The sequence below is a fragment of the Desulfurivibrio nitratireducens genome (genome assembly GCF_044068515.1).
Lineage (GTDB): Bacteria > Desulfobacterota > Desulfobulbia > Desulfobulbales > Desulfurivibrionaceae > Desulfurivibrio.
This window is the reverse complement of the sequence record NZ_JBIPKI010000042.1, coordinates 1-23,197: the sequence shown is the minus strand read 5'-3', so window position 1 is coordinate 23,197 and position 23,197 is coordinate 1. Positions and strand designations below refer to the sequence as shown.

The window sequence follows — 23,197 nt, the reverse complement described above, 5'->3', positions numbered from 1 at the left end:
CGGCTGGATCGTCGAGCCCGGCAAAGGCCGGCCGCTGGATGAGGTGATGGCGGTTTTCATGGCCGCCCCGGCGACCTATACCCGCGAGGACGTGGTGGAAATCCACTGCCATGGCGGTTACGTGGTGCTGCGGGAAATTCTGGCCTTGATTCTGGCCGAGGAAGGGGTGCGGGCGGCCGAGCCCGGTGAATTCACCAAGCGGGCCTTTCTCAATGGCCGCATCGACCTGACCCGGGCCGAGGCGGTGCTCGATCTGCTCAACGCCGGCACTCGCGAGGGACTCAACCTGGCCCTGGCCCAGTTGCAGGGCGGACTCCAGCAGCGGGTGGAGCAGGTCCGCGAGGTCCTGTTGGAGCTGCTGGCGGTGGTCGAGGTGGCCATCGACTTCCCCGACGAGGACGGGGAAATCATCGCCAGCCGGGCTATGGGAGAGCGGCTGGCCGCCGAGGTCAGCGCCCCCCTGCGGGAACTGCTGGCCGGCGCCCGCCAGGGCCGGATTTTTCGCGAGGGCGCGGCGGTGGTCATCCTCGGCCGGCCCAACGTGGGCAAGTCCAGCCTGCTCAACGCCCTGCTCCGCGAGGAGCGGGCCATCGTCACCGCCATTCCCGGCACCACCAGGGACACCATCGAGGAGTGCCTCAACATCCACGGCATGCCCCTGCGGATCATCGATACCGCCGGGATCCGCGAAACCAGCGAAACGGTGGAGGAGATCGGCATCGAACGTTCCCGCCGCCGGGTGGCGGACGCCGACCTGGTGCTGCTGCTGGTGGAGGCCGGCGCCGCCGCAGGCCCGGAAGATTTGGCCCTGCGGGCCAGCGTGGGGGATAAGAAAGTACTGGTGGTGGTCAACAAGCTTGATCTGCTGGCCGAGCCGGCTTCAGGTCCGGTCGGGGCCGCCGACCAGGCCCTGGCCGACTGGCGCGCCCGGTTGCCCGGGTTGCCCCTGGTGGGGATTTCGGCCCGCACCGGGGCCGGCCTCAAGGAACTGGAAGACGCCATCTTTCGGGCCATCAGCGGTGGCGAGCCCCGGGACCCCGGCTTTGCCTGCGTGCCCAACGCCCGCCACGAAGCCGCCCTGGTCCGGGCCCTGGCGGCCGCCGAACGCCTGGCCGCCGGCTTTAAGGCCGACTTGGCCCCGGAACTGCTGGCAGTGGAACTGCAGACAGCGCTGGGTTATCTCGGGGAGATTGTCGGGGCCACCAGCAACGAGGATTTGCTGGACAGCATTTTTTCCCGCTTCTGCATCGGCAAGTGAGACAAGCTGGTTGGAACCGGGCCCTGTGGCGACGGTAAGGCGAAAGCAACCGGCTGCAAGAGCCGCCAGTCGGCGGCCCGGTGTTCAGGGGCGCAGACCAGTGAGACAAGCTTGCTGGAACCGGGCCCTGCGGCGACGGTAAGGCTGAAGCAACAAGTCACCAGCGGGGGACAGGCGACAGTCCGGCGGCCGGGGGCGCCGACCGGGAAGACAAATTGAGCCGGCAACCGCCCCCGCTGCCCGGGGGCGGCGGGGCTCAGTTGGCGGGGGAAAACTGGCTTTTGTCGGCCCCGCAGATCGGGCAGCTCCAGCTATCCGGCACATCGGCAAAGGCGGTACCCGGTTCGACCCCGTTGGGGGGATCGCCGGCTTCCGGATCGTAGATATAACCACAGACATCGCATTCGTACTTTTGCATGGGTCAGCCCTCCGCTTGACTTAGGGCGGCCGCCTTTAACGGCAGGCGCCTGATTTATTGCCGGACCGGCCGGGTTGGGGCCGGCTCCATTTCGTTCCTGAATCATCAGGGTTCCTTGTTATGATGAGGCAAGGGGCCCGGGGTCGTCAAGCAGTTTATCTTTTTGCCGCTTGCCCGCTTTGTTCCCTTGCCATTGCCGCCGGGTGGGCTATGCTGGGGAGCGACGGCGGCAGGACTTCAACCGGGCCGGCGGGGAAAGGGAGAGCAAGCAGGGAGCGCGCAATAAACCATGGACAAGGAAATGCTTTTCAGCCCGGCGGCCATCGCCGCCCGGGTCAAGGAGCTGGGTCAAACGATCTCCGCCGATTACCAGGGCCGGGAGCTGTTGCTGGTGGGGATCCTGAACGGGGCCTTTATCTTTGCCGCCGATCTGGCCCGGCAAATCACGGTGCCCCTCAAGGTGGATTTCGTCCGGGCGGCCAGCTACGGCCAGGGTTCCTCTACTTCCGGCCGGGTGCGGCTGAGCAAGGACGTGGAACTGCCCCTGGCCGGTCGCCACGTCCTGCTGGTGGAGGATATCGTCGACAGCGGCCTGACCCTGGCCCGGCTCAGGGATCTTTTCCTGGCCCGGGAAGTGGCCTCCCTGCGGGTCTGCGCCCTGATCGACAAACAGCAACGCCGCCTGGTGGAAGTCCCGGTCGATTACCCCGGCTTCTTGGTCGAGCGCGGCTTTCTGGTCGGCTACGGCCTTGATTACGCCGAACAGTATCGCCAGTACCCCGCCATCTACCGGGTCCGGGAGGAACGCCTGGCCAAATGACCGAAGACAACCTCTCCGAGAAGGACCGGGCCTACGTCTGGCACCCCTTTACCCAGATGCATGACTACGCCCATCGCGACCTGCTGCTGATCGACCGGGCCGAGGGCCTGCTGCTCTTTGACCGCCGGGGCCGGGCCTACTTCGACACCATTTCCTCCTGGTGGTGCATCGTCCACGGTCATAATCATCCCACCCTCAAGCGCTTTGTCCGTGAGCAACTGGAACGGCTGGACCAGGTCCTGCTGGCCGGGGTCAGCCACGAACCGGTGATCCGCCTGGCCGAAAAACTGGTGGAGCTGACCCCAGCCAAGCTGACCAAGGTGTTCTATTCCGACAACGGCTCCACCGCCTGCGAAGTGGCGGTCAAGATGTCGCTGCAGTACTGGCTCCAGCGGGGCTGGCCCGAACGGCGGGAGTTGGTGGGCCTGGAGCGGGGCTACCATGGCGACACCATCGGCACCATGAGCCTGGGCGGAGTGCCGGAGTTTCACCAGGCCTTCGCCCACCTGATGTTCCCCTCCCATCGGGTGCCGCCCCCATACTGCTATCGCTGCCCGGCGGGGATGGCGCCGCCGCCGGCCGAGCTCATCGGCCCTTCGGCGTCCGGCCCGGAGCTGCCCAAGCTGCCCTGCGACTGCCGCTGCCTGGAGCCCCTGGCCGACCTGCTGGACCAGCGGGGCGACCGGATCGCCGCCTTTATCCTGGAGCCCCGGCTGCTGGCGGCGGGGGGGATGATCGTCTATCCGCCCCAGTGGCTGGCCCGGGCCGCCGCCCTGGCCCGCCACTACGGGGTTCACCTGATTTTCGACGAGGTGGCCACCGGCTTCGGCCGCACCGGCACCATGTTCGCCCTGGAATCGGCCGGGGTGAGCCCGGATTTTCTCTGTTTATCCAAGGGCCTGACCGGGGGGATGCTGCCCATGGCGGTCACCATGACCACCGACGAAATTTACCAGGCCTTCTACGCCGACTACGCCCAGAACAAGACCTTTTTCCACGGCCACACCTTTTCCGGCAACCCCCTGGCGGCCGCGGCGGCCCTGGGATCCCTGGAGGTTTTCGAGCAGGAGCAGACCATGGCCGGCCTGCCGGCCAAAATCCGCCACCTGGACCAGTGCCTGGAAAGGTTCCGCGAGCTGCCCTGGGTGGGCGACCTGCGCCGCCTCGGCATGATCGCCGCCCTGGAACTGGTGGAAGACCGGGAAACCAAGCGCCCCTTCCCCCCCGCCAAACGGGTGGGCTGGCCCATCTACCTGGCCGGTCTCAAGGAAGGCCTGCTGCTGCGCCCCCTGGGCAACATTGTTTACTTATGGCTTCCCCTCTCGGCCACCCCGGAGGAAATCACCGAAATCACCGAAAGAATGTGGCGAGTCCTCAGCAATCCGGCTAACATCAGCAAATAAACTAAGCGCAAGGAACCGAAGTTTAAGCCAGAAGAACAACGCATAAAATAAGTGCATCACCCACTGCCCGTATAGGAAAACAGCCGGCAGTGCCGTAGATTTGGGCAAGCGGAGAGGCGCCGCATAGCCCGGCTATGCAAGCCGAACCGATCGCCCAAAGATGCGGTGCTGCTGCGAATAGAAAAGCGCAAGTAACCGAAGTTTAAATCAGAATAACAAGCATAGAAAAAAGTACATCACCCACCGCCCGTAGGGAAAACAGGCAGCAGTGCCGCAGATTTGGGCAAGCGGAGAGGCGCCGCATAGCCCAAGCTATGCAAGCCGAACCGATCGCCCAAAGATGCGGTGCTGCTGCCTGTTTTCCAAAGGCGCCTGTAGCTCAGCTGGATAGAGCACCGGCCTTCGAAGCCGGGAGTCGGGGGTTCGAATCCCTCCGGGCGCGCCAGAACAAAAAAAGCGCAAGCAAACCAAAATAACGGCTTGTTTGCGCTTCCTTCTTTTCCCGGTGACCAGATTGTCCCGCCCCAGTTCCAACCCCGGCCGCCGAGAATCATCCGGTCGACGGGCGACGGATAAAACAGAACCCCTTAATCTCCATCGCCCGGTTCCAGTTTTTTCCGCAGGGTGTTGCGGGAAATGCCAAGCAGGCGGGCGCTCTGGACCTGGTTGCCGGCCGTAACCTCCAGGGCCTTTCTGACCATTTCCCGTTCAAACATGCCAATGACTTCCTGGAAGCGATCCTGGCAATTGTTGCTGAACATGGTCTGAGCCAATTGCCGTACCGCCAGCTCAACCGGTTCAGAGGAATGCTGGTCGTGGAGCAGCAAAGGCTTGCATTTCAGCGAGAGGTGTTCGCCGGGGCAGTAAAGCACGGCTTCCTGGATGGTGTTGGCCAACTCCCTTATATTGCCGGGCCAGGGATGTTTTTCCAGTTCAGCCAGGGCCTCGGCGGTGACCCCCTTGACATTCTTGCCGAATTTGCGGTTGTAGAGGCCGATGAAATAGGCGACCAGTTCCTTGAGATCCTCGAGCCTTTCCCGCAGGGGCGGCAGTTCGATATTAACTACGTTTAGCCGATAATAAAGATCCTCGCGAAACTTGCCGTGCGTCACCATTTCCTCGAGATTGCGGTGGGTGGCGGCAATGATCCGCACGTCGGTCAGGATGGTTTCGCTCCCCCCCAGCCGCTCAAAGCCGCCATGCTCCAGGATGCGCAACAGTTTGGCCTGCAGTTCCAGGGGCATGTCGCCGATCTCGTCCAGAAAAATGGTGCCGCGATCGCACTGTTCGAATTTACCGATTCTCTTGTGGTCGGCCCCGGTGAAAGCGCCCCGTTCGTAGCCGAACAGCTCGCTTTCCAGCAGGTACTGGGGAATGGCCGCGCAGTTGAGGGCCAGGAATTTTTGCCGGGCCCGTTTGCTGTGGTGAAAGATCGCCCGGGCGATCAGTTCCTTGCCGGTCCCGCTTTCGCCCTTGATCAGGACGGTGGCGTCGGCCGGAGCCACCTGGCCGATCTGTTTGTACACCGCCAGCATCTGGGGGCTCCGGCCGATGACCCGTTCGGTGCCGTCAGCTTCGGCTTGCTCGAAGGTGACCGTTTTGGTCAGCAGTTCGCGGTTTTGCAGGGCTTCATGGACTCGGGCCAGCAGCTCCTCGTTGTCAAAGGGCTTGGCCAGATAATCGAAGGCCCCCAGCTTGGTAGCGGCAATCGCCTTGTCGATGGTGCTGTAGGCGGTCATCATGATGACCGGCAACTGGGGTTGCGCGTCCTTGATCATTTCCAGGGCCGTCAAGCCGTCCATGGTGGGCATACGCACATCCATGAGCACCAGGTCGAGCGGCTGCTTCCTCACCGCGGCCAGCGCCTCGGAACCGTCGGCGGCGGTTTCCACCTGGTAACCGGCCATTTGCAGCAGGCGCTTGAGGGAATAGACCACCGTCGACTGATCGTCGACCACCAGAATCGTGTTCATGGGTGCACCGCCAGTTTGAGGGTGAAGGTCGTGCCGGCCGGCCCGGTAACAAAGGAGACGGTTCCGTTGTGAAGCTGGGCGATATTGTAAACGATGCCCAGGCCCAAGCCGGTGCCTTCGGTTTTGGTGGTGAAAAAGGGATCGAAAACCTTGTGCCTGATCGCTTCGGGAATGCCGCCGCCGGTATCCCGGATGCTGATTTCCACCTGATCTTCCAGCCGGCGGCTGCTCATGGTGAGTTGGCCGCCGGCGGGCATGGCCTCGATGGCATTCATTACCAGGTTCAGCAGGGCCTGCCGGATCATGGCGCTGTCGCCTTTCAACGGCGGCAGTTTAGCCAGTTCCAGCACTGCTTCGATCTGCTGATTCTTGAGCTGGAACTGTACCAGGCGCAAGATCTGCTTCAGGATCGCATTGGGATAGATTTCGCTGGACTGAAAATTTTCGCTGCGGGCGAAACCGAGGAATTTGGTCACCAGTTCGTCCATCTGGTTGACGGCCACCAGGACCATCTCGATATCTTCCCGGTTGACTTCGGGCTGATTGCGGAAGGCCTGGAACAGGGCCTTGATGGAAGTGAGGGGATTTCTGATTTCATGGGCCAGGCCGGCGGAAAGGCGGCCAAGGGCGGTCAGTTTTTCCGCCTGCAGCATCTGGCGGTAGGTTTCCTCGGTCTTTTCCCGCGATTCCTTCAGCTTGACGGAAAGCATGTTGAAGGTTTCCGCCAATTCGCCGACCTCGTTGCGGGCATTGACCTGGATCCGGCGGCCGAATTCCCCCCGGGAGAGGGAGTGGGTGAAGGCAACCAGGATTTCCAGCGGCTTGGTGACATGGCGGCTCAGGGTGAGGGAGAGCACGCAGCCGATGCCCAGAACCAGGGCCATGATCGCCATCACCACATTGCGGATTTTAGCCAGGGTAGGGGCCAGCCGTTCCTCGTTCAGGCCGACGTGCAACTCCGGGCTCATGCCGTCGAAGATCCGGATGCCGATCTCCCTGATCAGGCCTCTTTCGGTATCAAGCAGGCGGATGGCCGGAGATTGGCCGCCGACGACCGGGTTCCAGGTCAGCATCTCCGGAGGATGGCCATCAGGGAAAGTGTGCAGGAGAATTTGCCCTTCCTGGCCGGTGATAAAAACATATTCGATATTATGCTCGGTGTTCATCAATTCGCGGGTGGCTTCCTCAAGATCGTAGCGGTCTTCCAGCAGGGTGGCCACCGCGATGCGGTCGGCGAAATTGCCGGCTATGGAAACGCCTTGAATGGTCAGCTCGTTGCGAATGGCGTCGATGACCACGTTGCGGATGGCCAGGCCCACCAGAATGCCAAGGCAGAGAACCAGCAGAATGTTGAGCAAGAAGATTTTGAGCCAGAGTTTCATGGCGGCCGTAGCTCAGCGGGCCGCGGCCGGCCCGCCCTCGGGCTTGACCAGGTAGAGTTGGACCAACTCCTCAATTTCCCGCAGGGAGTTGGGTTGATACTCGACAAAACCATTGGGCATTTCGGTGCGGTTCCAGTTGACCAGCAGCTCGCCATGGATGCCGGTGGGGTCCAGGGCCAGCAGAGCCTCCTTGATCCTGGCCAGGGCTTGCGGGTCCAGGTCCGGATTGTAGCAGATCAGGCTGCTGGGGTAGGGTTTTGAGGTGGCCAGGATTCTGATCCGGCCTTCGGCGGCCAGGCGCAGGGCCAGGCTGTCCTGGATCGCTCCGGCGTCATAGTCGCCGCTCAGGACCGCCTTGACCGTGTTGGCGTGGGAACCGGTGAAGACATGAAAGCGCAGCTCTTCCAGGGAAACGCCGGCATCATCCAGCATTTTGCGGGGAATTGCATGTCCCTGGGTGGAGAAGTAGTCGCCGAAGGCGAAGGCCTGGTCTTTGAGGTCCTCCAGCCGCCGGAGCGGACTGTCGGTTCGGGTGAAGATTACCGCCCGGTACTCCGGCTTATTTTCATGGTTCAGGCCCATTACCAGGCAGCCGATCCCGTACTTTGCCTTGGCGATCACGCAATTGACCGGCCCCATGGCGGCCAGTCCAACCCGGCCGTGGCCGAGGTTGTCGACGGTATCCTCGTATTTTTCGGTGAACTTCAGCGCAAATTTCAGGCCGGTTCGCTGTTCGAGATAGTTGAGAAAGGGCTGGTAAAGGCTGACATCTTCCTTGGGGTTCAGGCGGGGGTCAAAGCCGAAGCGCAGGGAATCGCCGGGGAGCTCGCGGATCACCGGGGCATCAGCGGCCGGGTCTCTTTTGTCCAGGCTTACCTTGAGGGGGGCTTCCTGCTGGTCGCCGCAGCCCAGGAGCAGGAAGGAGAGAATGAGGGGCAACAACCGGACCAGACGGTGGCAGGTTCGCTTGGGCCAAAACATCGGTTGTTCCCCCCGTTCATTTATTCCTCCGCCAGGGCCGTCTGGGCAATGCCGATCACCACGCCCCGGAGCAGGCAGGCCGCCCCGCGGAAAAAATCTTCCCCGGTCGCGGCCAGGACATTTTCCGCGAAGGCGGGAGCCCATTTTTGCAGGTGGTGGGCCATGAAATCATCCCTTCTTTGCAGCAGAGCGCCGGCCTGGGCGACTTCCCCCGCAGTGGCGGCGGCCAGGGCCTGGTCAGTAAGATGATATAAGTATTCGAGTTCGATGGCAATATGATCGTCGGGCATCTGGTAAAGTTTCTTTACCACCAGCCCGTCTTCCAGGTATTTTTTGCGAACCGCGAGGGTCTCATCGGTCATCAGCGACCGGTTTTCGGAGAGGTAGCAGGAGGCGTAGGGCACAGCCGGTATCTGTTTAGGCCCGATGAAGAGGCGGGTATATTCGATGGCCAGCTCTTCCTGCCAGTTTTCGAGTCGGTTGGTGTTAATTTGCACCGCCTTCGTTAACAGGGCCAGGCCTCGACCGATTTCCTCGTCGGCCTCATCCGCGGCGGGGGCGCTGAGCAAGGCGATTTCGTCGAGCAGTTCCCGGTTCGGCTCCCGGTAAAACAGCCGGACCAGGAGGCGAAACAACAGGGCTTCTTCGCGTAATTCTTCGTGCATGGTCTCTCCTTGGGGGCAGGTGTGGCAAAACAAAAAGGGGCGGCGGCCGGCGCAACAGGCTGCTTTGCGCCGGCCGTCTCCGTCTTCAGGGTAATATCACGAAAATCAGGCCTTCTTGATCCGCAAGAGCATGTCCGCGTAGGCGGGTTGCCCCATGATCGGACTCAGCGCCTCGGGGTCGATCAGCTCGTTGCAGTCCGGGGTGTAGTCCTTGCTCTTGAAGGCCACCCCGAGACCGGGGCTGAAGCGCCCCCCGGACCCGAAGGCAATCTTGATCACCCCCGGCCGCATCCCGCCCGAGGCGAAGATTTTCCCTTTGGTGGATTTGCCCAAGGGGTTCTCCGCCACCACCAGGTCGCCGTTTTTCAGCTCCAGCTTCTTGGCGTCCTCATCGTTCATCCAGATGGTGCCCACCGAGAAGGTGTTGGCCTTGAACTTGGTGGCAACCGGCTTAATCGGGCCCTCTGGGCCGGGTACCGACTCCGCTACCTCGTGCTCAAATTCCTCGTTCATCGGCAGCCACAAACCTTCGGCCTTCAACTCGCCCAGCCACGGCACCATCTGGGTGCCGGTCATGGAATGATGGATCCGGCCGGTGATGAGCTGGAACGGGTAATCCTTGGCGTACTTTTTGTATTCGGGGTTGGTGTGCGGATTCCACACGGTTTCGAACCAGTAAAAGGTTGCCGGAAATTTATTGAAGCCGATTCTCTTCAGCCCGTAGGGAACTTCGCCGCCTGCCTCTTCCAGCAATTTGTTGTAACCGGCGTAACGACCGGCTCGTTTGCCGTCCACCTCGTAATCCCACTTGAATTCGATGAGCCTGGAGTTGGTGGGGGGCCAGATTTTGTGGGGTTCGTCCTTGTCAACCCACTTGTAACGGTGCCAACTCATGGGCCAGACCGCGACGCCGTTGTTTTTCCGCATCCAGGCCGGGGTCACCTGTTCGCCCACCACCTCTTTTTTGTCGTGATTGACCTTGGCATCGCCTTTTTCCAGGGAATCGGGGGTGCCGCGCAGGATATAGCCCTCCGGATACCGGGGATAGGGCAGCGGGGTGCCGATGTTGGGTTTGCCGGGGGTTCCCAGCACCAGATCGGTGGCGAAGGTGTCTTCGTCCTTGTAACGTCCCCAGAAATCGTCCGCCTTGATATCCCGGTCTCCCAGATCATAAAGCTTTTTGGCGATCAGGTTCATGATTTCGGTGGGGTTCTTGGATTCATGCATTGGCTTGATCACCGCGTCGCGGAGATAGCCCAGCGGCATGGGCGGATAGATGTCGGACCAGCTTACCCGCTCGGCGTAGCTGGCCTCGGGCAGGATCACGTCGGCGTAGAGGGCGCTTTCCAGGTTGAGGGTATCGATGAAAACATTGAGTTCCAGGTGGTAGTTGCCTTTGTCATCCTTGGCGGTCAGGGCCTCCCGCCACTTCCAGGTGGCCGAGCCGCTGACCACCGCATTGCCGGTCCGCAGGATGAAGGCCTTCAGGGGGTATTTGTGGCCCCGGAATGAGCCGTAGCGGATTTCCACCATTTTACCGGCAAAAAATTCAGGGTAATCGCCGACTACGTCGTCCCAGGCGGCGGGATATTTGCTGCCGTAATTGTCTTTGTGCAACTCCTGTTGCTTGCCTTCAACTTTTTTGCCGTTGATGGTCCGGGTGACGATCCGGTCTTTGAAATTACGGTTTTCGGCAAAGGAAAAGCTCCGGCCTTTGCCGCCCTTGCCCCATTTCATGATTTCGGTATCGATGACTCCGCCGGGGGCATCGAAATTGCCGGTGATCACATTGAGAGCCACTCCGAGGATCGAGCCGGGGTAGCCGTTGAAGTGATGCCCCGGTGACTGCATCCCCCAGATGAGTGCCGCCGGTTTGGTAATCCCGAAGGCGTGGGCCAGCTCAGCGATATCATCCCGGGCCACCCCGGATCGCTGGGCGGCCCATTCAAGGCTGAAATAGTTGAGGCCGTTGATCGGGTCCTTCTTTTCCCACCAGGACTTGAAGGACTCTTCGAACTCCTCCCAGCCCAGCGAATACTTTTTGAAATTCCAGTCGATATATTTTTTGTTGCTGTCCTCCTGGTTGTCGTTTTCCAGGATATAGCGCAGCATGGCGGCGAAAATGTCATTGTCGGTGCCGGGCCGGGGGGCCACCCATTTGTCGGCCAGGGCCGCGGTATTGGAGTAGCTGGGGTCGATGACGTAGTACTTGCAGCCGGTTTCGACCCGGGCGCCCACGGTGCCCCGGTTCTCATACATGATGCGGGTGGCGACAAAGGGGTTCCAGCCGCAGTAGATGATGAGTTTGGTCTTGTACGACATGTCCTTTTTCAGGCTGCCGTCGGGCTGGCGGACATAAACCGGCCGCATGAGGTCCGGCTCCCAGCGCTTGCCGCCTACCATCAATTTCGGACCATGGCGGCGGGGGGTGTCGCAGATGGCCCCGTGCTCCACGCAGTTGGGAGTACCGAAGCCGAAGCCCAGGCGCCAGTACTGATCACGGTCGGTGACGTCGCCGGAATCCATGATAATGGATTCGGCCCCATATTTCTGCTTGATTGCGTAGAGTTTCTTGCCGATGTAATCAATGGCCTCTTCCCAGGAGACTTTTTTGAACTTGCCCTCGCCCCGCTCCCCGACCCGGATCATGGGGTACTTGAGCCGTTCGGGCGAATAAATCAGCTGCTGGCCCGACGCCCCCTTGGCGCAAACGATGCCGTCGTTGAACGGAACATGGGGGTTGCCGTAGATCTTATGGACCTTGCCGTTCTTGACCCAGAATTCCAGGCCGCACTCGCTGGGGCACATCACATCGGCGCTGTATTTGATTTCGTATTTGTCCATGGTGTCCTGCATGGCCCGGGCCTCGGTGGGGCTGAGCTGCTTGAGCGACAGCAGGCCGCTTTGGGAAAGCGCGGAAGCTCCGGCAAAAACACCGCTGTATTTGAAAAATTTCCTTCTCGTTATTTTCATGGGTCAACTCCCTCTGCATTTTTGATTTATGGTCCTTTTTCCAGCCAATCGCCTGCCGGGGCGCCTACTTTTGGGCATTCATCGGTTCGATGGCTTTGGCCACCGTGCCGTCCAACTGGATGTAGTAAACCTGCGGCTTGGTCTTTTTTTCCGGATATAGGACGGTGGTGGTGTGATCCTTGATCAGTCGCGCCACCTCGCTGCCGGGATCGTTGAGATCGCCGTAGATCCTCGCCCGGCCCATGCAGTTGCGCACGCAAGCGGGCTCCAGGCCCTGGTCGAGGCGATGGTCGCAGAAGTTGCATTTGGAGATGCCCAGATCGCTGACCTTGCCCGGATGAGCCAGCTTGATATGCGGGTGGATGTAGCGGGCCCCGTAGGGACAGGCCTTGATGCACAGGTAACAGCCGATGCAGAGGGACTCGTCGGTCACCGTAATCCCGTCGGGGCGCTTATAGGTGGCGCCCTTCTGGTAACGGACGCCGTTCATGGTTGCCCACTCTCCGGCCTTGGCCATTGGGCATTGCTCAACGCACGGTGGGGTTCCCTGCTCGCCGGCGCAATGATTGCACATGGTGGGGACAAAGAGGCGCTCCGGCTTGGGGTAGGCCCCGCGGTCGAAAATATCCACCTTTGAGTTGAATTGCCCCATGGGCACGAAGTTTTCCATTTTGCAGGATACCTGGCAGGAGCCGCAGCCGACACACCTCCTCAGGTCGATCACCATCGCCCATTGCTGCTCTTTTTTTTGGGCCGCCGCCTCACGAACCGGCAACAAGGCCGCCGCGGTCGCCATTGCCGCCATCGCGCCGCCCGCCTTCAGCAGATCCCGGCGCCCCTCGTCTTTAACTTCCTTCATGTGCACTCCTCCTTTTTTGGCTTTGTCCTTCACCAACCCCCCGGAGTTTTCCCCTCGGCAGGCGTTCAGGCACAACAGTTAGGCAACCGCCGGTATCCCCGGCGGCAAACTGGCTGGTGCCTGCTTCGTTGCTCTTACACGTCGTCGCTTCCATTGCTTGGAGAGCGTGTTGATGGGGTGGACCCCCTGTTTCTTTACAGAAATTTTGCAATATATGTGCCGGGAAGGGGGAGTGGATCGGGCGGTGGATTTCCGCCAAGGAGAGATGGTCGGTAACCCCCAAAAATATTCAGGGATGGCGGTTAGTTAGTCTAGACCCTGGCAAGGTCGGCGAGCTGCATCAGCGCCCTGACCGAGGACAATTGCAGCGGTCGGGGGAGTCCGAGGTGTGCAAGGGTTGAACAGGCTCTGTGTAGATGCTGAACAGAGCGGCCGGTCCGACCCAGCTCCGCCGGGCTGATTCTATAATCTCGTTTTTTTAGTGGTTTATCTCAAGTCAGGCATGGCTTGAAAGCCTCATTCGCCCCCAATGGACCCCATATCCCGCCAGAGCCGGCTTCACCTCCCACAGGGTGTTATTTCAGCGGTTCATTGCATAGTAACTTCCTATAACTACAATCGAATATCATTATATTTAACTATTGGCCAAGCCCATTTTATTCCAGTAAAGGGTGCTTATTGGGCAAGCATTTGGATCGGGGACAGATTTGCAATCTGCCCCTTTGTAAGCTGCGGATGTGGGGGCCCGGGATGAAGTTATTTTTTTTCTGCTTACGCCGCCGGCAGGGATTCTGGGCGGCTCAGTGGTCGGCGGCTGACGGCTTGAGGGTCCGGGTGGATGGGCAGGGACATAAACAGTTGCAAGGCACGATCCTGGTCAACTGCCCGCTGTGCGGCGAGCAACACGCGTATCGGGCCGAGGAAATTTCCTGTCCCCTGGACAGCCGGCCTGAAACTGATTGAAAGCTATATATTCAACAGCCTGCGTGAGCAAGGACAGATTTGCAATCTGTCCATTTTGCACATCAACCGGCAAACTTAAAGGGCGCTAATCGTATAGCAGGCCGCAGGTTGGGGCAAGCCGCCAGGCGCCGCGTACCCCGGGTACGTGAATCTGGTTGAGTTCCCGAAGCTGCGGGGCTGCTGCACGATTACCCGGAAGGAGGAAACACATGTCACGGACGGTAAAAAATGTCTTTGCCACCGCCGCCGGCATTACCGCGGTGGGGGCGATCATCGGGGTGGTGGCGGGTTTGCTGCAGCATTACGGCAACCCGGCCAACATGGCGATCTGCGTGGCCTGTTTCGGCCGGGACATTGCCGGCTCCATCGGCCTGCACCGGGCGGCGGTGGTCCAGTACCTGAGGCCCGAGATCCTGGGCTTTGTCCTGGGGGCTTTCGCGGCGGCCCTGGCTTTCAAGGAGTTCAAGCCCAGCGGGGGCTCGGCCCCCATCACCCGGTTCGCGCTGGGGATGATCGCCATGATCGGGGCCCTGGTTTTCCTCGGTTGCCCCTGGCGGGTATTCCTGCGCTTGGCCGGCGGCGACGGCAACGCCCTCTTCGGCCTGGCCGGCCTGGTGGCCGGGGTCTGGCTCGGCACCCTCTTTTTCAAACGGGGCTTCAACCTGGGCCGCAGCCAGGCGCAGAGCACCGGCACCGGCCTGATCTTTCCCCTGGTAATTGTCGGCCTGCTGGCCCTGCGCCTGATCTATCAACCGGTCGCCGGCGAGGCCCAGAGCGGGGTGCTGTGGTACTCCCTCAGCGGACCGGGCTCGTTCTATGCCCCGCTGACCTTCTCCCTGGCGGCCGGGCTCGGCATCGGCTTTCTGGCCCAGCGCAGCCGCTTCTGCACCATGGGCGCCATTCGCGACCTGCTGCTCTTCCGGCAATGGTACCTGATGTACGGGGTGCTGGCCCTGCTGGTTTTCGCCTTTCTCACCAACCTGGTGCTGGGCCAGTTCAATCCCGGCTTCGCCGGGCAGCCGGTGGCCCATACCAGTTGGTTTTGGAATTTCGCCGGGATGCTGGTGGCCGGGCTGGCCTTCGCCCTGGCCGGCGGCTGCCCCGGTAGGCAACTCTTCATGTCCGGCGAGGGCAACACCGATGCCGGCCTGTTTGCCCTGGGCCTGCTGGCGGGGGCGGCGGTGGCCCACAACTTCGGCTTGGCCAGTTCCCCGGCGGGCATCGGCCCCCACGGGGTGGCCGCGGTGGTCATCGGCCTGGCGGTGCTGCTGTTCATCGGTTTCAGCAATTGCAAACGCAACTAGCCAGTTCATTCCGGAAAGTAACTGTCCAGCAGGGCCGCAGATTGCGGCAGGCAGGTCGGCGTAGCGTACATTTGGTACTCAAGCCGACCTGATCGCCGCAAGATGGGTGCTGCGGGACAGCTACTTGCAAACGTACCTGAGAGAGGTGGTAAGTCATGGCACAGATAATCGTGGATGCCCGGGGGCTTTCCTGCCCCCAGCCGGTGCTGCTGGCCGGCGAGGAGATGGATAAGGCCGGGTCCGGCGAACTGGCGGTGCTGGTGGATAATGACGCCAGCCGGGAAAACGTCGGCCGGGCCGCCGTCGCTAAGGGCTGGCAGGTGACGGCCGATGTCGCAGAGGCAGACGGCAACTTTCGCCTGGTGCTGCACAAATAATGGGATTTTTAAAACGTTTTTTCGGTGAGAAAAAGCGGGGGAGGGGGGTCTCCGCCAAGGGGCTGCTGCTCTATCCCAGCACCGGCGAGGTGATTCGGGCGGAGACCCTGCTCAAGGAAGCGGGCCTGGCGGTGGCGGTCAAGGGGCCGCCGCCGGACCTGCGCCAGGGTTGCGACATGGTCATCGAGTTTGACCTGCTGCAGGAACTGCGGATCCGCCAGCTCCTGGCCCAAGCCGGACTGCCGCCCCTGCGGGTGGCGGTGGCCCAGGATCACCTCCTGGAGCCGGTTTCCCTCTACCAGGTCAAGGATTTCGGCGACTACATGATGGTGCGGGCCGCCAACATGAAGATCACGTTGGATAAGCGGGACCGGCGGATCGTCAACATCTCCGGCGGGGGCTGCCCGGACGTGCCCTTCCTGGCCGAGATGCTGGTGGGTCGGACTCTCGCTGAGGCCCCGGAGCCCCGCTCCCTGGGCCAGACCCTGTGCGGATATTCTTTGCAACTGGCTTACGAGGAGCTTTGCCGCCAATGTCCTGGTTGATCGCGGGCACCGTTCCCCGGGCCGACTTTCCCCTGGTCCGGGGCCAATACGAGCTGCGGGGAGCTGAACTGGCGGTGGCCGGCCGGATCGTCAAGGTCGCCCGGGGTACGCCCGCCCTTTTGGCGGCGGCCGCCGCCGCGGCCCGAGTGCTGGGAATCCCCCCGCTGGAGACCATCCTGGCGGGCGACACCGGCAAGGGGGAGGGCAGCCGCCAATTGTACGCCGAGCTGGCGGCCAACCCGCCCCCGGCCCCGATCGCCGGCCTGACCTTCCATTACCTGCTGCCGGACATTTACTGGCACAACCAGGTCCTATGGGCTCTGGAAGCGCTGGCCCCCAAGCCGTTTCTGGTCGCCGATGCCGGCTTCATGTATGCCGCCAAGATGAGCGGCTTTGCCGCCATCTACGACCTCTTTACCCCCGACGTGGGGGAAATGGCCTTCCTGGCCGACGAGCGGGCGCCCCATCCCTTCTACACCCGGGGCTTTCTGCTCCAGGACGAGGAGCGGGTGCCCGAACAGATCGCCCGGGCCTATGGCGAAGAAAACGCCGCCCGCCACCTGCTGGTCAAGGGGCGCAAGGATTACGTGGTGGCAGCGGGGAAAATCGTGGCGGAAATCAGCGCCCCCGATGTTCCCGCCATGGAGCCCATCGGCGGGACCGGCGACACCCTGACCGGCCTGGTCACCGCCCTGCTGGCTTCAGGTATGCAACCCGAAGCGGCCTGCCAGGTGGCAGCCCGGGCCAACCGCTACCTAGGCTTCTACGCCGAGCCGACCCCGGCCCACGGCGTGGCCGACCTGCTCCCCTTTCTGCCCCGGGCCCTGGAGCAGGCCCTGAAGGAGGCCGAGGTTGGCTGACTAACGCAAAAGGGGACAGATTTCAATTCCGTCCCCGAAACCCGGAACATCCGCAATCTGAGGATGAGTTCAACCATGGAGTCCAGACAGCCGCTTTATCAAACCAGACTTTTTGCCCGCCAACTGAACAGGTTGCCCCTGGCCGGCCGCCAGGGGGTGCTGGCCCTGGAACAAGCCCGGGAGATCATGACCCGCCTGGTCAACAGCGCGGCTCCGGCCGGCGATCTCCGCCACAAGCAGACCAAGCATGGGGAGCTGCGGCTGGCCAACTGCCGCAAGTATGATCTCGGCGGCGGCTACCGCCTGGTCACGGTGCAGGACGATGACTGCCTGGTGCTGGCCTGCATCGGCAGCCACGACGACTGTCATCGCTGGCTCGAAAAACAGCGGGAGGCGGCGATCGATCTTGCCGCGGTGAAGGCGGCGGGCCGGCTGGTGGAAATTGCCGACGAACTGGAATCTCCGCCCCCGGCAGCGGATGCCGCCCCGGTCCCGGCCCGGGAAGATCCTTACGAGGAAGCCCTGATGGAAAGGATCAACCAGGAGGTCCTGCGCCAGGTGTTTCGGGGCCTCTGTGGCGAAAAAACCTGTAACTGAGCTGTCTGCTTTGGACAGCCCCCGGCAAACCCGAAGCGGAAAAGGAGGATGCGAGGATGAAATACGGAGCGCGCAATAAAATTACGGCCAGGGTGAAGGGAGTCAAAAAGGGCGACATCATGTCGCTGGTGAAATACGAGGTGATCGGGCCGGTGGAGATGGCTTCGGTGCTGACCACCGAATCGCTGCATGACCTGGACCTGCGGGAAGGTGACACGGTGGAGCTGGTGGTCAAGGCGATCCACGTGCTGCCGGTCAAGGAATAGTCGCCCCAAGCAAACGGGGGCAGACTTGAAGTCTGGCCCCTTTTTATCAGGCCGGCTCCCCGACCCAGCCGAAGCGGTAATGGGCCAGGTAGTAGCCCAGCTTCACCCACTCGCTGGCGACGAAGCTGCGGGCGCGGGGATCGGCCCACCAGCGCCCGGCGGCCCACCAGGCCGGCTCGCTGGCTACCAGGGTATATTCCAACCCGGTCCCCCGCAAAACCGCCGACCAGACATAGGCCAGGCGCAGCATATGGGGCGGATCGCTGACCACCAGCACCCGCCGCCAGCCCTCGGCCAGCATCAGGGCCCGCACCGCCTCGGCCTCCTGCCAACTGTTGCCGGGCTGATTATCGGTCAGCACCGTCGCCGCTTCAGGCAATTGCGGCAAAAGGGCCCGGGCGTCCCGCACGTTGGCGGTCGGGGCGTTGATCAGCAGCAAACGCGGGGCGTAGCCCTCCGTCCAGACCGCGCGGGCCCGCTGATAGCGCGCCCCCGTATCGCCGCCCAGCACCACGATCAGCTCGGCCGCGACCGGCGCCGCCGCCGGCCCGCCCAGAATAAAGCCGGACCCCGCAAAGGCAGCCCCCCACAAGCACAGCCCCAGGGCCAAGATATACAACAACCACCGCCACCACATAGGGGTCAAATCTTTATCCTTGACAAAGTTCTCTTAACTCCGCCAACAATTCCTGCAATTTCCCATCGGCCGCCGCCAGCTCCCGCAGGCGCTTGCGACCCTGGCTCACCGTACTGTAATCAACGCCCATTAAGGCGCCGATCTCCGGGTTCTTCAGCCCGCCAAAGCGGTACAGGATATCCATGGCCACCAGCCGGGGCCGCCCGGGCCGATGCAGCAACGTTTCCAGCGGCTCTTGCAGTTTCGCGGCGATAATCCCCAGCAGCTCGTCCTGCTTCCGGTGCTGATGGATTGTCCCGACCGCCGGCCGTTCCCGGTCTTGCGGGCCGGGCAAAAACCTTTGCCGCACCTTGGCCACGAAGCTTTCATCACCCAGGATGCTTTGGCCGACAACTTTGTCCCGCAACGGCAAGCCCCGGGCCAGATCGATCCCGAGCCGGCGCCGGTATTCGGCCCGTCCGGCGGGGGTATCACCCCCATACTCCTCCAGCACCGGAGCGTAGGTCGCAAAATCCTGCCGCTTGGGGGTGAACAGATACCCTGGCAGACTGCTCCACGGATAATCCAGCAGGTATGCAAACTGCTGGCTGTAATCCAGGGTCTGCCTGCTGCCGGTGCGGGCCGGATTCAAATGAATATACCGGGAAACCGCGGACAAATATGCCTCCTGGTCAATCACAAAACTTTTGAAGCGCCCTTGATACAAATTGCCCACCCGCTCATGGCGCCGGTTAAAAGAGGCGGTATAGGTGATATTGAAATGGCGCATAAATTCCGAAAGGTTGCTCAGGGGCGTTTCGGCCAGCAAATGGAAATGGTTGTCCATCAAGACATAGCTGTGCAAAATGACATCGTAGGTGGCCAGAGACTGGGCGAGAATGGCGAGAAACCGCCGGCGATCGGCATCATCCCGAAAGATGACCCCACGTTCGTTGCCGCGATGGGTGATGTGGTAGACAGCACCAGGATACTGGATGCGCAGCGATCGTGCCATAATGACGTTTTCTACGGGACCGGGGACGCCATGTCAAGGATAAAGATTTGACCCCGATGTCAGATGTCAGAATCCTTGCATCAGGAAATCGACTGCCGCGACAATGGCATCACGTTCAGCTTGGAGGCTTGCAATCGGGGTGCGCAGGATATTTGCGGGAACAGCCGCCATGAACTGGGTGGACATGACCAGGGACTCTCCTGCTATGGTAAAACAGGGATTGAGGATTCTGGCCGGCTGCGGCGCAATGGCTGCCGGCAACAGGGGAACAACCACCCGTGAATTAAGATGGCTGAGCAAATCGGCCTGAATATCGAGGAGAAAGCCTTCACCGTCGGGATTTTTGCACACATCGAAACGTGCCATCAGAACCCCCGGTATTTAGCCAGGGGCAAACCAAACCGCTCGACAAATTCATTCGAACTTTCCAGGGCGGCCTGGTTCTCTTCCAGCCATAAAAGCGCCCGTTTTTCAGCAGTTGCCCGCGCCAGGCCCTGTTCCGCCGCCCGCGAGACATTAACCCGCAGCTTTCTGGCTTCCTCCAGCAACCGGGCATCAATCGATACATTTGTGGCACGACGCGTGCCGCGAGCTACTGCTTGACTTGCTCTCATGCCATTCCTCCAAAATTATACAGAGTAAACGGGTTTATGAATAAATATATCCATATTCTATGTGCAAATCAATGGATAAAAAACGCAACCAGACTCATATTCAGTACCAGCAAATTCGATTCGTAAAGGTCTAGCCGGAATAATGGGGGCAGATCTATCAAGGATAAAGATTTGACCCCGGAGACCGTTTGCCCCCTTTTGTTGACTTGGCTGCGGGCTTTAGTTAGCATTATTGTGTTGGTCTTGGCCGTGTTATCTTCTTGCAATGGAGGTGTTCGATGAACGGAATATTTCCCATTCTTTTGGCGGCGATGCTGCTGTTTCCCGGCGTGATTTTCGCGGCGGCCGGGGATGGGTCCTGGCAATGCAAGCCTACCCCGGCGGATGCCCTGGGGCCCTTTTACGTGCCCGAAGCGCCGGTGCGCGCCAAGGTCGGGGAAGGGTACGTCTTAAGCGGGACGGTGCGATCCGCCGCGGACTGCGCCGCCATCAGCGGGGCCCGGATCGAATTCTGGCTTACCAACCCGGCCGGTGACTACGATGACGATCACCGGGCCACCCTGCTGGCCGGCCAGGCGGGAGAATACCGTTTCGAAAGCAATTACCCGCCGCCATACACCCCCCGGCCCTCGCACATCCACGTTCGCGTTTCCGCCCCCGGCTTCCGCACCCTGGTCACCCAGCACTACCCGGCCGCCGGCGCCAGCGGGGCTACTTTCGACCTGGTCCTGGTTCCGGCCCCGCAGCCTTAGAATAATGAGGGACAATAAAGGGAGTGATCTTATTTTTTTGCTCGTAAAAAAATAGATCGGTCCTATTATTGTTCGGTCCCCATTATTGGGTGCTTGACAGGCGGTGCGGCCGGGCGCAAGATTAAGACGATATTGCCGTGGGGGACAGATTTAAAATCCGTCCCTATGGGCTGTTGAAGTGGGTACTTGGTGCTGCACTGGCCCGGGTTGCGAAGAGCGGCGCCCGGGGCCGGGCGGCCAACCGGAGGGTTGTTATGAAAATTTTTGCCCTGTTGCTGCTGCTTATTTTTATTGTCATCGCGGTCTTTACCGTTCTCAACTGGGAGGTGCTGATTACCGTGACCCCGCTGTTCCTGGGGGTGGCCGAGGTTGAGGCGCCCCTGGGCCTGGTGATGCTGGGTCTGCTGGTCATTCTCGGGGCCTTTTTCATCTTTGCGCTGGGCTATCAGAAAACCGAGGCCATCTTCCGGGACCGCCGCCACGCCCGGGAACTGCAGACCACCCAGGAACTGGCGGCCAAGGCCGAGGCCTCGCGGATCACCGAGCTGCGCGAGTTTCTAACCGAAGAGCTGGCCCGCCAGGATAAGCAGACGACCGAGACCAGCGCTGAACTGATAGCCCGGATGGATCAGCTTGCCGATGAACTCTTGAACAGGCTGAGCGAAGAGCTGGCCCGCCGGGAACAGCAGACGACGGAAACCAGCGCCGAACTGATGGCCCGGATGGACCAGCTTGCCGATGAAGTGCTGAGCGCCCAGGCCGAAAGCGGCCGGACCGCCGGGGCATCGGCGGAGAAGGGCGCTTTGCCCGCCAACCTCGGCGAGCAGGCGGCCCGCCGGAAGGAGGAATACCAGCGCAAGCTGGAGGCCCAACTGGCGGAATGGAGCGCCGAGATCGAGCAGCTCAAGGAGAAGGCCGACCAGGCCGGGGCCGACCTCAAGGACGAATACCTCGAGCAGATCGAAAACCTGCGGGCCAAGCAGCAGGATGCCCGGGAAAACCTGGCCCGGCTCAAGGAGGCCGGCGATGATGCCTGGGAAGAGCTCAAAGCCGGGGCCAACCGGGCCTGGGAGGCCCTGGGCCAGGCCCTGCAGGCGGCCCGGGACAAGTTCAAGTGAGACCCGGCGGCCCCCTTCGGCCGAATTAGCTTGCCAAGGGGGGCCGACTCCGGTATAGTCGGCTACTTTACTACGTTGTGCAGTAAGTTACGGATCTATTCTGCGTACACCTGCCTGGTACTTTTCTTCCTTCCCTACCACCGCAACTGTCCCGCATCTACTTCTGTTGACCCATCTGCACCGGGCTTCCCGCCGTTTTGGGGAGGTTCGCAGGTTGGCGAATAACCAGTTTTCCCACAGCTTGCCGCGGGCCGTTAAGGCCTGCTTCCCGCCGGGACGGGTGGAATAGCGCCTTTTTTCAATCCCAAGGAGATTTTTCATGGATTTTGCATCATTTCAGTTCGCGCCGCAAATTACGGCCGGCATCAACGCCTGCGGTTACCAGGCGCCCACCCCCATTCAACAGCAGGCCCTGGCCCCGGCCCTGGCCGGCCGGGATATCATGGGCCTGGCCCAGACCGGCACCGGCAAAACCGCAGCCTTTGTCCTGCCCATCCTCCAGCGCCTGCTGACCGGGCCCCGGGGCCGGATCCGCGCCCTGGTGGTCGCCCCCACCCGGGAGCTGGCCGAGCAGATCACCGTCGCCGCCCGGGAACTGGGCCGGCAAACCGGCCTGCGGGCGGTGGCGGTTTACGGCGGGGTCAGCAAGCATATGCAGTTGACCAAGATCCGCCAGGGGGCCGAGATCGTGGTGGCCTGCCCCGGCCGTTTGCTCGACCATCTCAGCACCAGGGCCTTTCGTTTGGACCAGGTGGAAGTACTGGTCATGGACGAGGCCGACCAGATGTTCGACATGGGCTTTCTGCCCGATATTCGCCGGATTATCAAGCATCTGCCCGTGCAGCGGCAGAACATGATGTTTTCCGCCACCATGCCCGCCGATATCCGCCGCCTGGCCGGAGAGATTCTCCGCGATCCCCAGGAAGTCAGTATCGCCGCGGACAAGCCGGCGGCCACCATCAGCCAGGCCTTATACCCTGTCGCCGCCCAGCAGAAAACGGCCCTGCTGCTGACCCTGCTGGCCGAAAATCCTGTGGAGGCGGCCCTGATCTTCACCCGCACCAAGCACGGGGCCAAGAAGCTGGCCCGGCGCCTCAACGACGCCGGTCACCGGGCCTCCGATCTCCAGGGCAACATGTCCCAGAACAAGCGCCAGGCCGCCCTGGAAGGTTTCCGCGACGGCACCTTCACCATGCTGGTGGCCACCGATATCGCTGCTCGCGGCCTGGATGTGGCCCGGGTGTCGCACGTGATCAACTATGACATGCCCACCACCGCCGAGGCCTATACCCACCGGATCGGCCGCACCGGCCGGGCCGAACGCCAGGGTGCCGCCTTCAGCCTGGTGCTGCGGGAAGACCAGACCCTGGTTCGGGCCATCGAACGGGGGTTGGGCCGCGTAATCGAGCGGCGCGAGCTGGATAATTTCGTTTCCGAG

General features: G+C 61.7%; 22 protein-coding genes, 1 tRNA gene and 3 pseudogenes. 13 read left to right on the top strand and 13 right to left on the bottom strand.

Annotated features, from left to right (window positions below; all coding sequences use genetic code 11):
* Positions 1–1,258 (top strand): tRNA uridine-5-carboxymethylaminomethyl(34) synthesis GTPase MnmE (gene mnmE, locus ACHHTY_RS09905; protein ID WP_395493967.1); only part of this gene is annotated, 1,258 nt, incomplete at its 5' end.
* Between the two features lie 256 nt (positions 1,259–1,514).
* Here mnmE and rd read toward each other — a convergent pair.
* Positions 1,515–1,676, bottom strand: coding sequence for a rubredoxin (rd, locus tag ACHHTY_RS09900; RefSeq protein ID WP_395493965.1), 162 nt, complete (start codon positions 1,674–1,676; stop codon positions 1,515–1,517).
* 289 nt (positions 1,677–1,965) lie between these two features.
* On the opposite strand from rd, the gene hpt reads away from it, so the two are divergent.
* The 3 genes from hpt to ACHHTY_RS09885 all read left to right on the top strand — a co-directional run bounded on the left by hpt (position 1,966) and on the right by ACHHTY_RS09885 (position 4,344).
* Positions 1,966–2,496: a hypoxanthine phosphoribosyltransferase gene (hpt, locus tag ACHHTY_RS09895; protein WP_395493964.1), complete on the top strand. Its 531-nt coding sequence runs from the start codon at positions 1,966–1,968 to the stop codon at positions 2,494–2,496.
* Positions 2,493–3,899, top strand: a complete 1,407-nt coding sequence (gene bioA / locus ACHHTY_RS09890; RefSeq protein WP_395493963.1) for an adenosylmethionine--8-amino-7-oxononanoate transaminase — start codon at positions 2,493–2,495, stop codon at positions 3,897–3,899. The genes hpt and bioA overlap by 4 nt, the downstream gene beginning before the upstream one ends.
* Before the next feature lie 368 nt (positions 3,900–4,267).
* Positions 4,268–4,344 (top strand) — tRNA-Arg (locus ACHHTY_RS09885).
* A gap of 142 nt (positions 4,345–4,486) precedes the next feature.
* On the opposite strand, the gene ACHHTY_RS09880 is transcribed toward ACHHTY_RS09885, so the two are convergent.
* From ACHHTY_RS09880 to ACHHTY_RS09845, 8 genes and pseudogenes are all read right to left on the bottom strand, one after another.
* The gene (locus ACHHTY_RS09880) at positions 4,487–5,872 is read right to left on the bottom strand and encodes a sigma-54-dependent transcriptional regulator (protein ID WP_395493962.1); all 1,386 of its coding nucleotides are present in this window, start codon (positions 5,870–5,872) and stop codon (positions 4,487–4,489) included.
* Positions 5,869–7,254 (bottom strand): sensor histidine kinase, encoded by a 1,386-nt coding sequence (locus tag ACHHTY_RS09875; RefSeq protein WP_395493961.1) that lies wholly within the window; start codon positions 7,252–7,254, stop codon positions 5,869–5,871. The genes ACHHTY_RS09880 and ACHHTY_RS09875 overlap by 4 nt, the downstream gene beginning before the upstream one ends.
* A 12-nt stretch (positions 7,255–7,266) precedes the next feature.
* Complete coding sequence (phnD, locus tag ACHHTY_RS09870; RefSeq protein ID WP_395493960.1) at positions 7,267–8,235, bottom strand: phosphate/phosphite/phosphonate ABC transporter substrate-binding protein; 969 nt, start codon at positions 8,233–8,235, stop codon at positions 7,267–7,269.
* A gap of 20 nt (positions 8,236–8,255) precedes the next feature.
* Complete coding sequence (locus tag ACHHTY_RS09865) at positions 8,256–8,900, bottom strand: TorD/DmsD family molecular chaperone (protein WP_395493959.1); 645 nt, start codon at positions 8,898–8,900, stop codon at positions 8,256–8,258.
* 105 nt (positions 8,901–9,005) lie between these two features.
* Positions 9,006–9,296, bottom strand: a pseudogene (locus ACHHTY_RS09860) (molybdopterin dinucleotide binding domain-containing protein); the annotation flags it as partial.
* 804 nt (positions 9,297–10,100) lie between these two features.
* A pseudogene (locus tag ACHHTY_RS09855) lies at positions 10,101–11,579 on the bottom strand (molybdopterin-containing oxidoreductase family protein); the annotation flags it as partial.
* Positions 11,580–11,582: 3 nt separating this feature from the next.
* A pseudogene (locus tag ACHHTY_RS09850) lies at positions 11,583–11,708 on the bottom strand (hypothetical protein); the annotation flags it as partial.
* 229 nt (positions 11,709–11,937) lie between these two features.
* Positions 11,938–12,732, bottom strand: coding sequence for a 4Fe-4S dicluster domain-containing protein (locus tag ACHHTY_RS09845; protein WP_395493958.1), 795 nt, complete (start codon positions 12,730–12,732; stop codon positions 11,938–11,940).
* Positions 12,733–13,904: 1,172 nt separating this feature from the next.
* Here ACHHTY_RS09845 and yedE point away from each other — a divergent pair.
* The 6 genes from yedE (at position 13,905) to ACHHTY_RS09815 (ending at position 17,644) form a co-directional block, all read left to right on the top strand.
* Positions 13,905–14,999, top strand: coding sequence for a YedE family putative selenium transporter (yedE, locus tag ACHHTY_RS09840; RefSeq protein ID WP_395493957.1), 1,095 nt, complete (start codon positions 13,905–13,907; stop codon positions 14,997–14,999).
* 155 nt (positions 15,000–15,154) lie between these two features.
* Entirely contained in the window at positions 15,155–15,376 is a 222-nt protein-coding gene (locus ACHHTY_RS09835) for a sulfurtransferase TusA family protein (RefSeq protein ID WP_395493956.1), read from the top strand.
* A complete protein-coding gene (locus tag ACHHTY_RS09830; RefSeq protein WP_395493955.1) occupies positions 15,376–15,921 on the top strand; it encodes a DUF3343 domain-containing protein in 546 nt (181 codons plus the stop codon). The genes ACHHTY_RS09835 and ACHHTY_RS09830 overlap by 1 nt, the downstream gene beginning before the upstream one ends.
* The gene (locus ACHHTY_RS09825; RefSeq protein ID WP_395493954.1) at positions 15,909–16,781 is read left to right on the top strand and encodes an NAD(P)H-hydrate dehydratase; all 873 of its coding nucleotides are present in this window, start codon (positions 15,909–15,911) and stop codon (positions 16,779–16,781) included. Before ACHHTY_RS09830 ends, ACHHTY_RS09825 begins: the two co-directional genes overlap by 13 nt.
* 75 nt (positions 16,782–16,856) lie before the next feature.
* Positions 16,857–17,378: a hypothetical protein gene (locus ACHHTY_RS09820; RefSeq protein ID WP_395493953.1), complete on the top strand. Its 522-nt coding sequence runs from the start codon at positions 16,857–16,859 to the stop codon at positions 17,376–17,378.
* 56 nt (positions 17,379–17,434) lie between these two features.
* Positions 17,435–17,644, top strand: coding sequence for a TOBE domain-containing protein (locus ACHHTY_RS09815; RefSeq protein WP_395493952.1), 210 nt, complete (start codon positions 17,435–17,437; stop codon positions 17,642–17,644).
* Between the two features lie 46 nt (positions 17,645–17,690).
* Here the strand turns inward: ACHHTY_RS09815 and ACHHTY_RS09810 are convergent, their stop codons facing one another.
* From ACHHTY_RS09810 to ACHHTY_RS09795, 4 genes are all read right to left on the bottom strand, one after another.
* On the bottom strand, positions 17,691–18,266 hold the full coding sequence (locus ACHHTY_RS09810; RefSeq protein WP_395493951.1) for a YdcF family protein: 576 nt from the start codon (positions 18,264–18,266) through the stop codon (positions 17,691–17,693).
* Positions 18,267–18,294: 28 nt separating this feature from the next.
* Positions 18,295–19,275, bottom strand: coding sequence for a transposase (locus ACHHTY_RS09805; protein ID WP_395493950.1), 981 nt, complete (start codon positions 19,273–19,275; stop codon positions 18,295–18,297).
* A 66-nt stretch (positions 19,276–19,341) separates the two neighbouring features.
* Positions 19,342–19,641: a CcdB family protein gene (locus ACHHTY_RS09800; protein WP_395493949.1), complete on the bottom strand. Its 300-nt coding sequence runs from the start codon at positions 19,639–19,641 to the stop codon at positions 19,342–19,344.
* Positions 19,641–19,889 (bottom strand): type II toxin-antitoxin system CcdA family antitoxin, encoded by a 249-nt coding sequence (locus ACHHTY_RS09795; RefSeq protein ID WP_395493948.1) that lies wholly within the window; start codon positions 19,887–19,889, stop codon positions 19,641–19,643. Before ACHHTY_RS09795 ends, ACHHTY_RS09800 begins: the two co-directional genes overlap by 1 nt.
* 278 nt (positions 19,890–20,167) lie before the next feature.
* On the opposite strand from ACHHTY_RS09795, the gene ACHHTY_RS09790 reads away from it, so the two are divergent.
* The 3 genes from ACHHTY_RS09790 to ACHHTY_RS09780 all read left to right on the top strand — a co-directional run.
* Entirely contained in the window at positions 20,168–20,641 is a 474-nt protein-coding gene (locus ACHHTY_RS09790; protein WP_395493947.1) for an intradiol ring-cleavage dioxygenase, read from the top strand.
* Positions 20,642–20,895: 254 nt separating this feature from the next.
* On the top strand, positions 20,896–21,759 hold the full coding sequence (locus tag ACHHTY_RS09785) for a sll1863 family stress response protein (RefSeq protein ID WP_395493946.1): 864 nt from the start codon (positions 20,896–20,898) through the stop codon (positions 21,757–21,759).
* Between the two features lie 319 nt (positions 21,760–22,078).
* On the top strand, positions 22,079–23,197 hold a 1,119-nt coding region (locus tag ACHHTY_RS09780), incomplete at its 3' end, for a DEAD/DEAH box helicase (protein WP_395493945.1).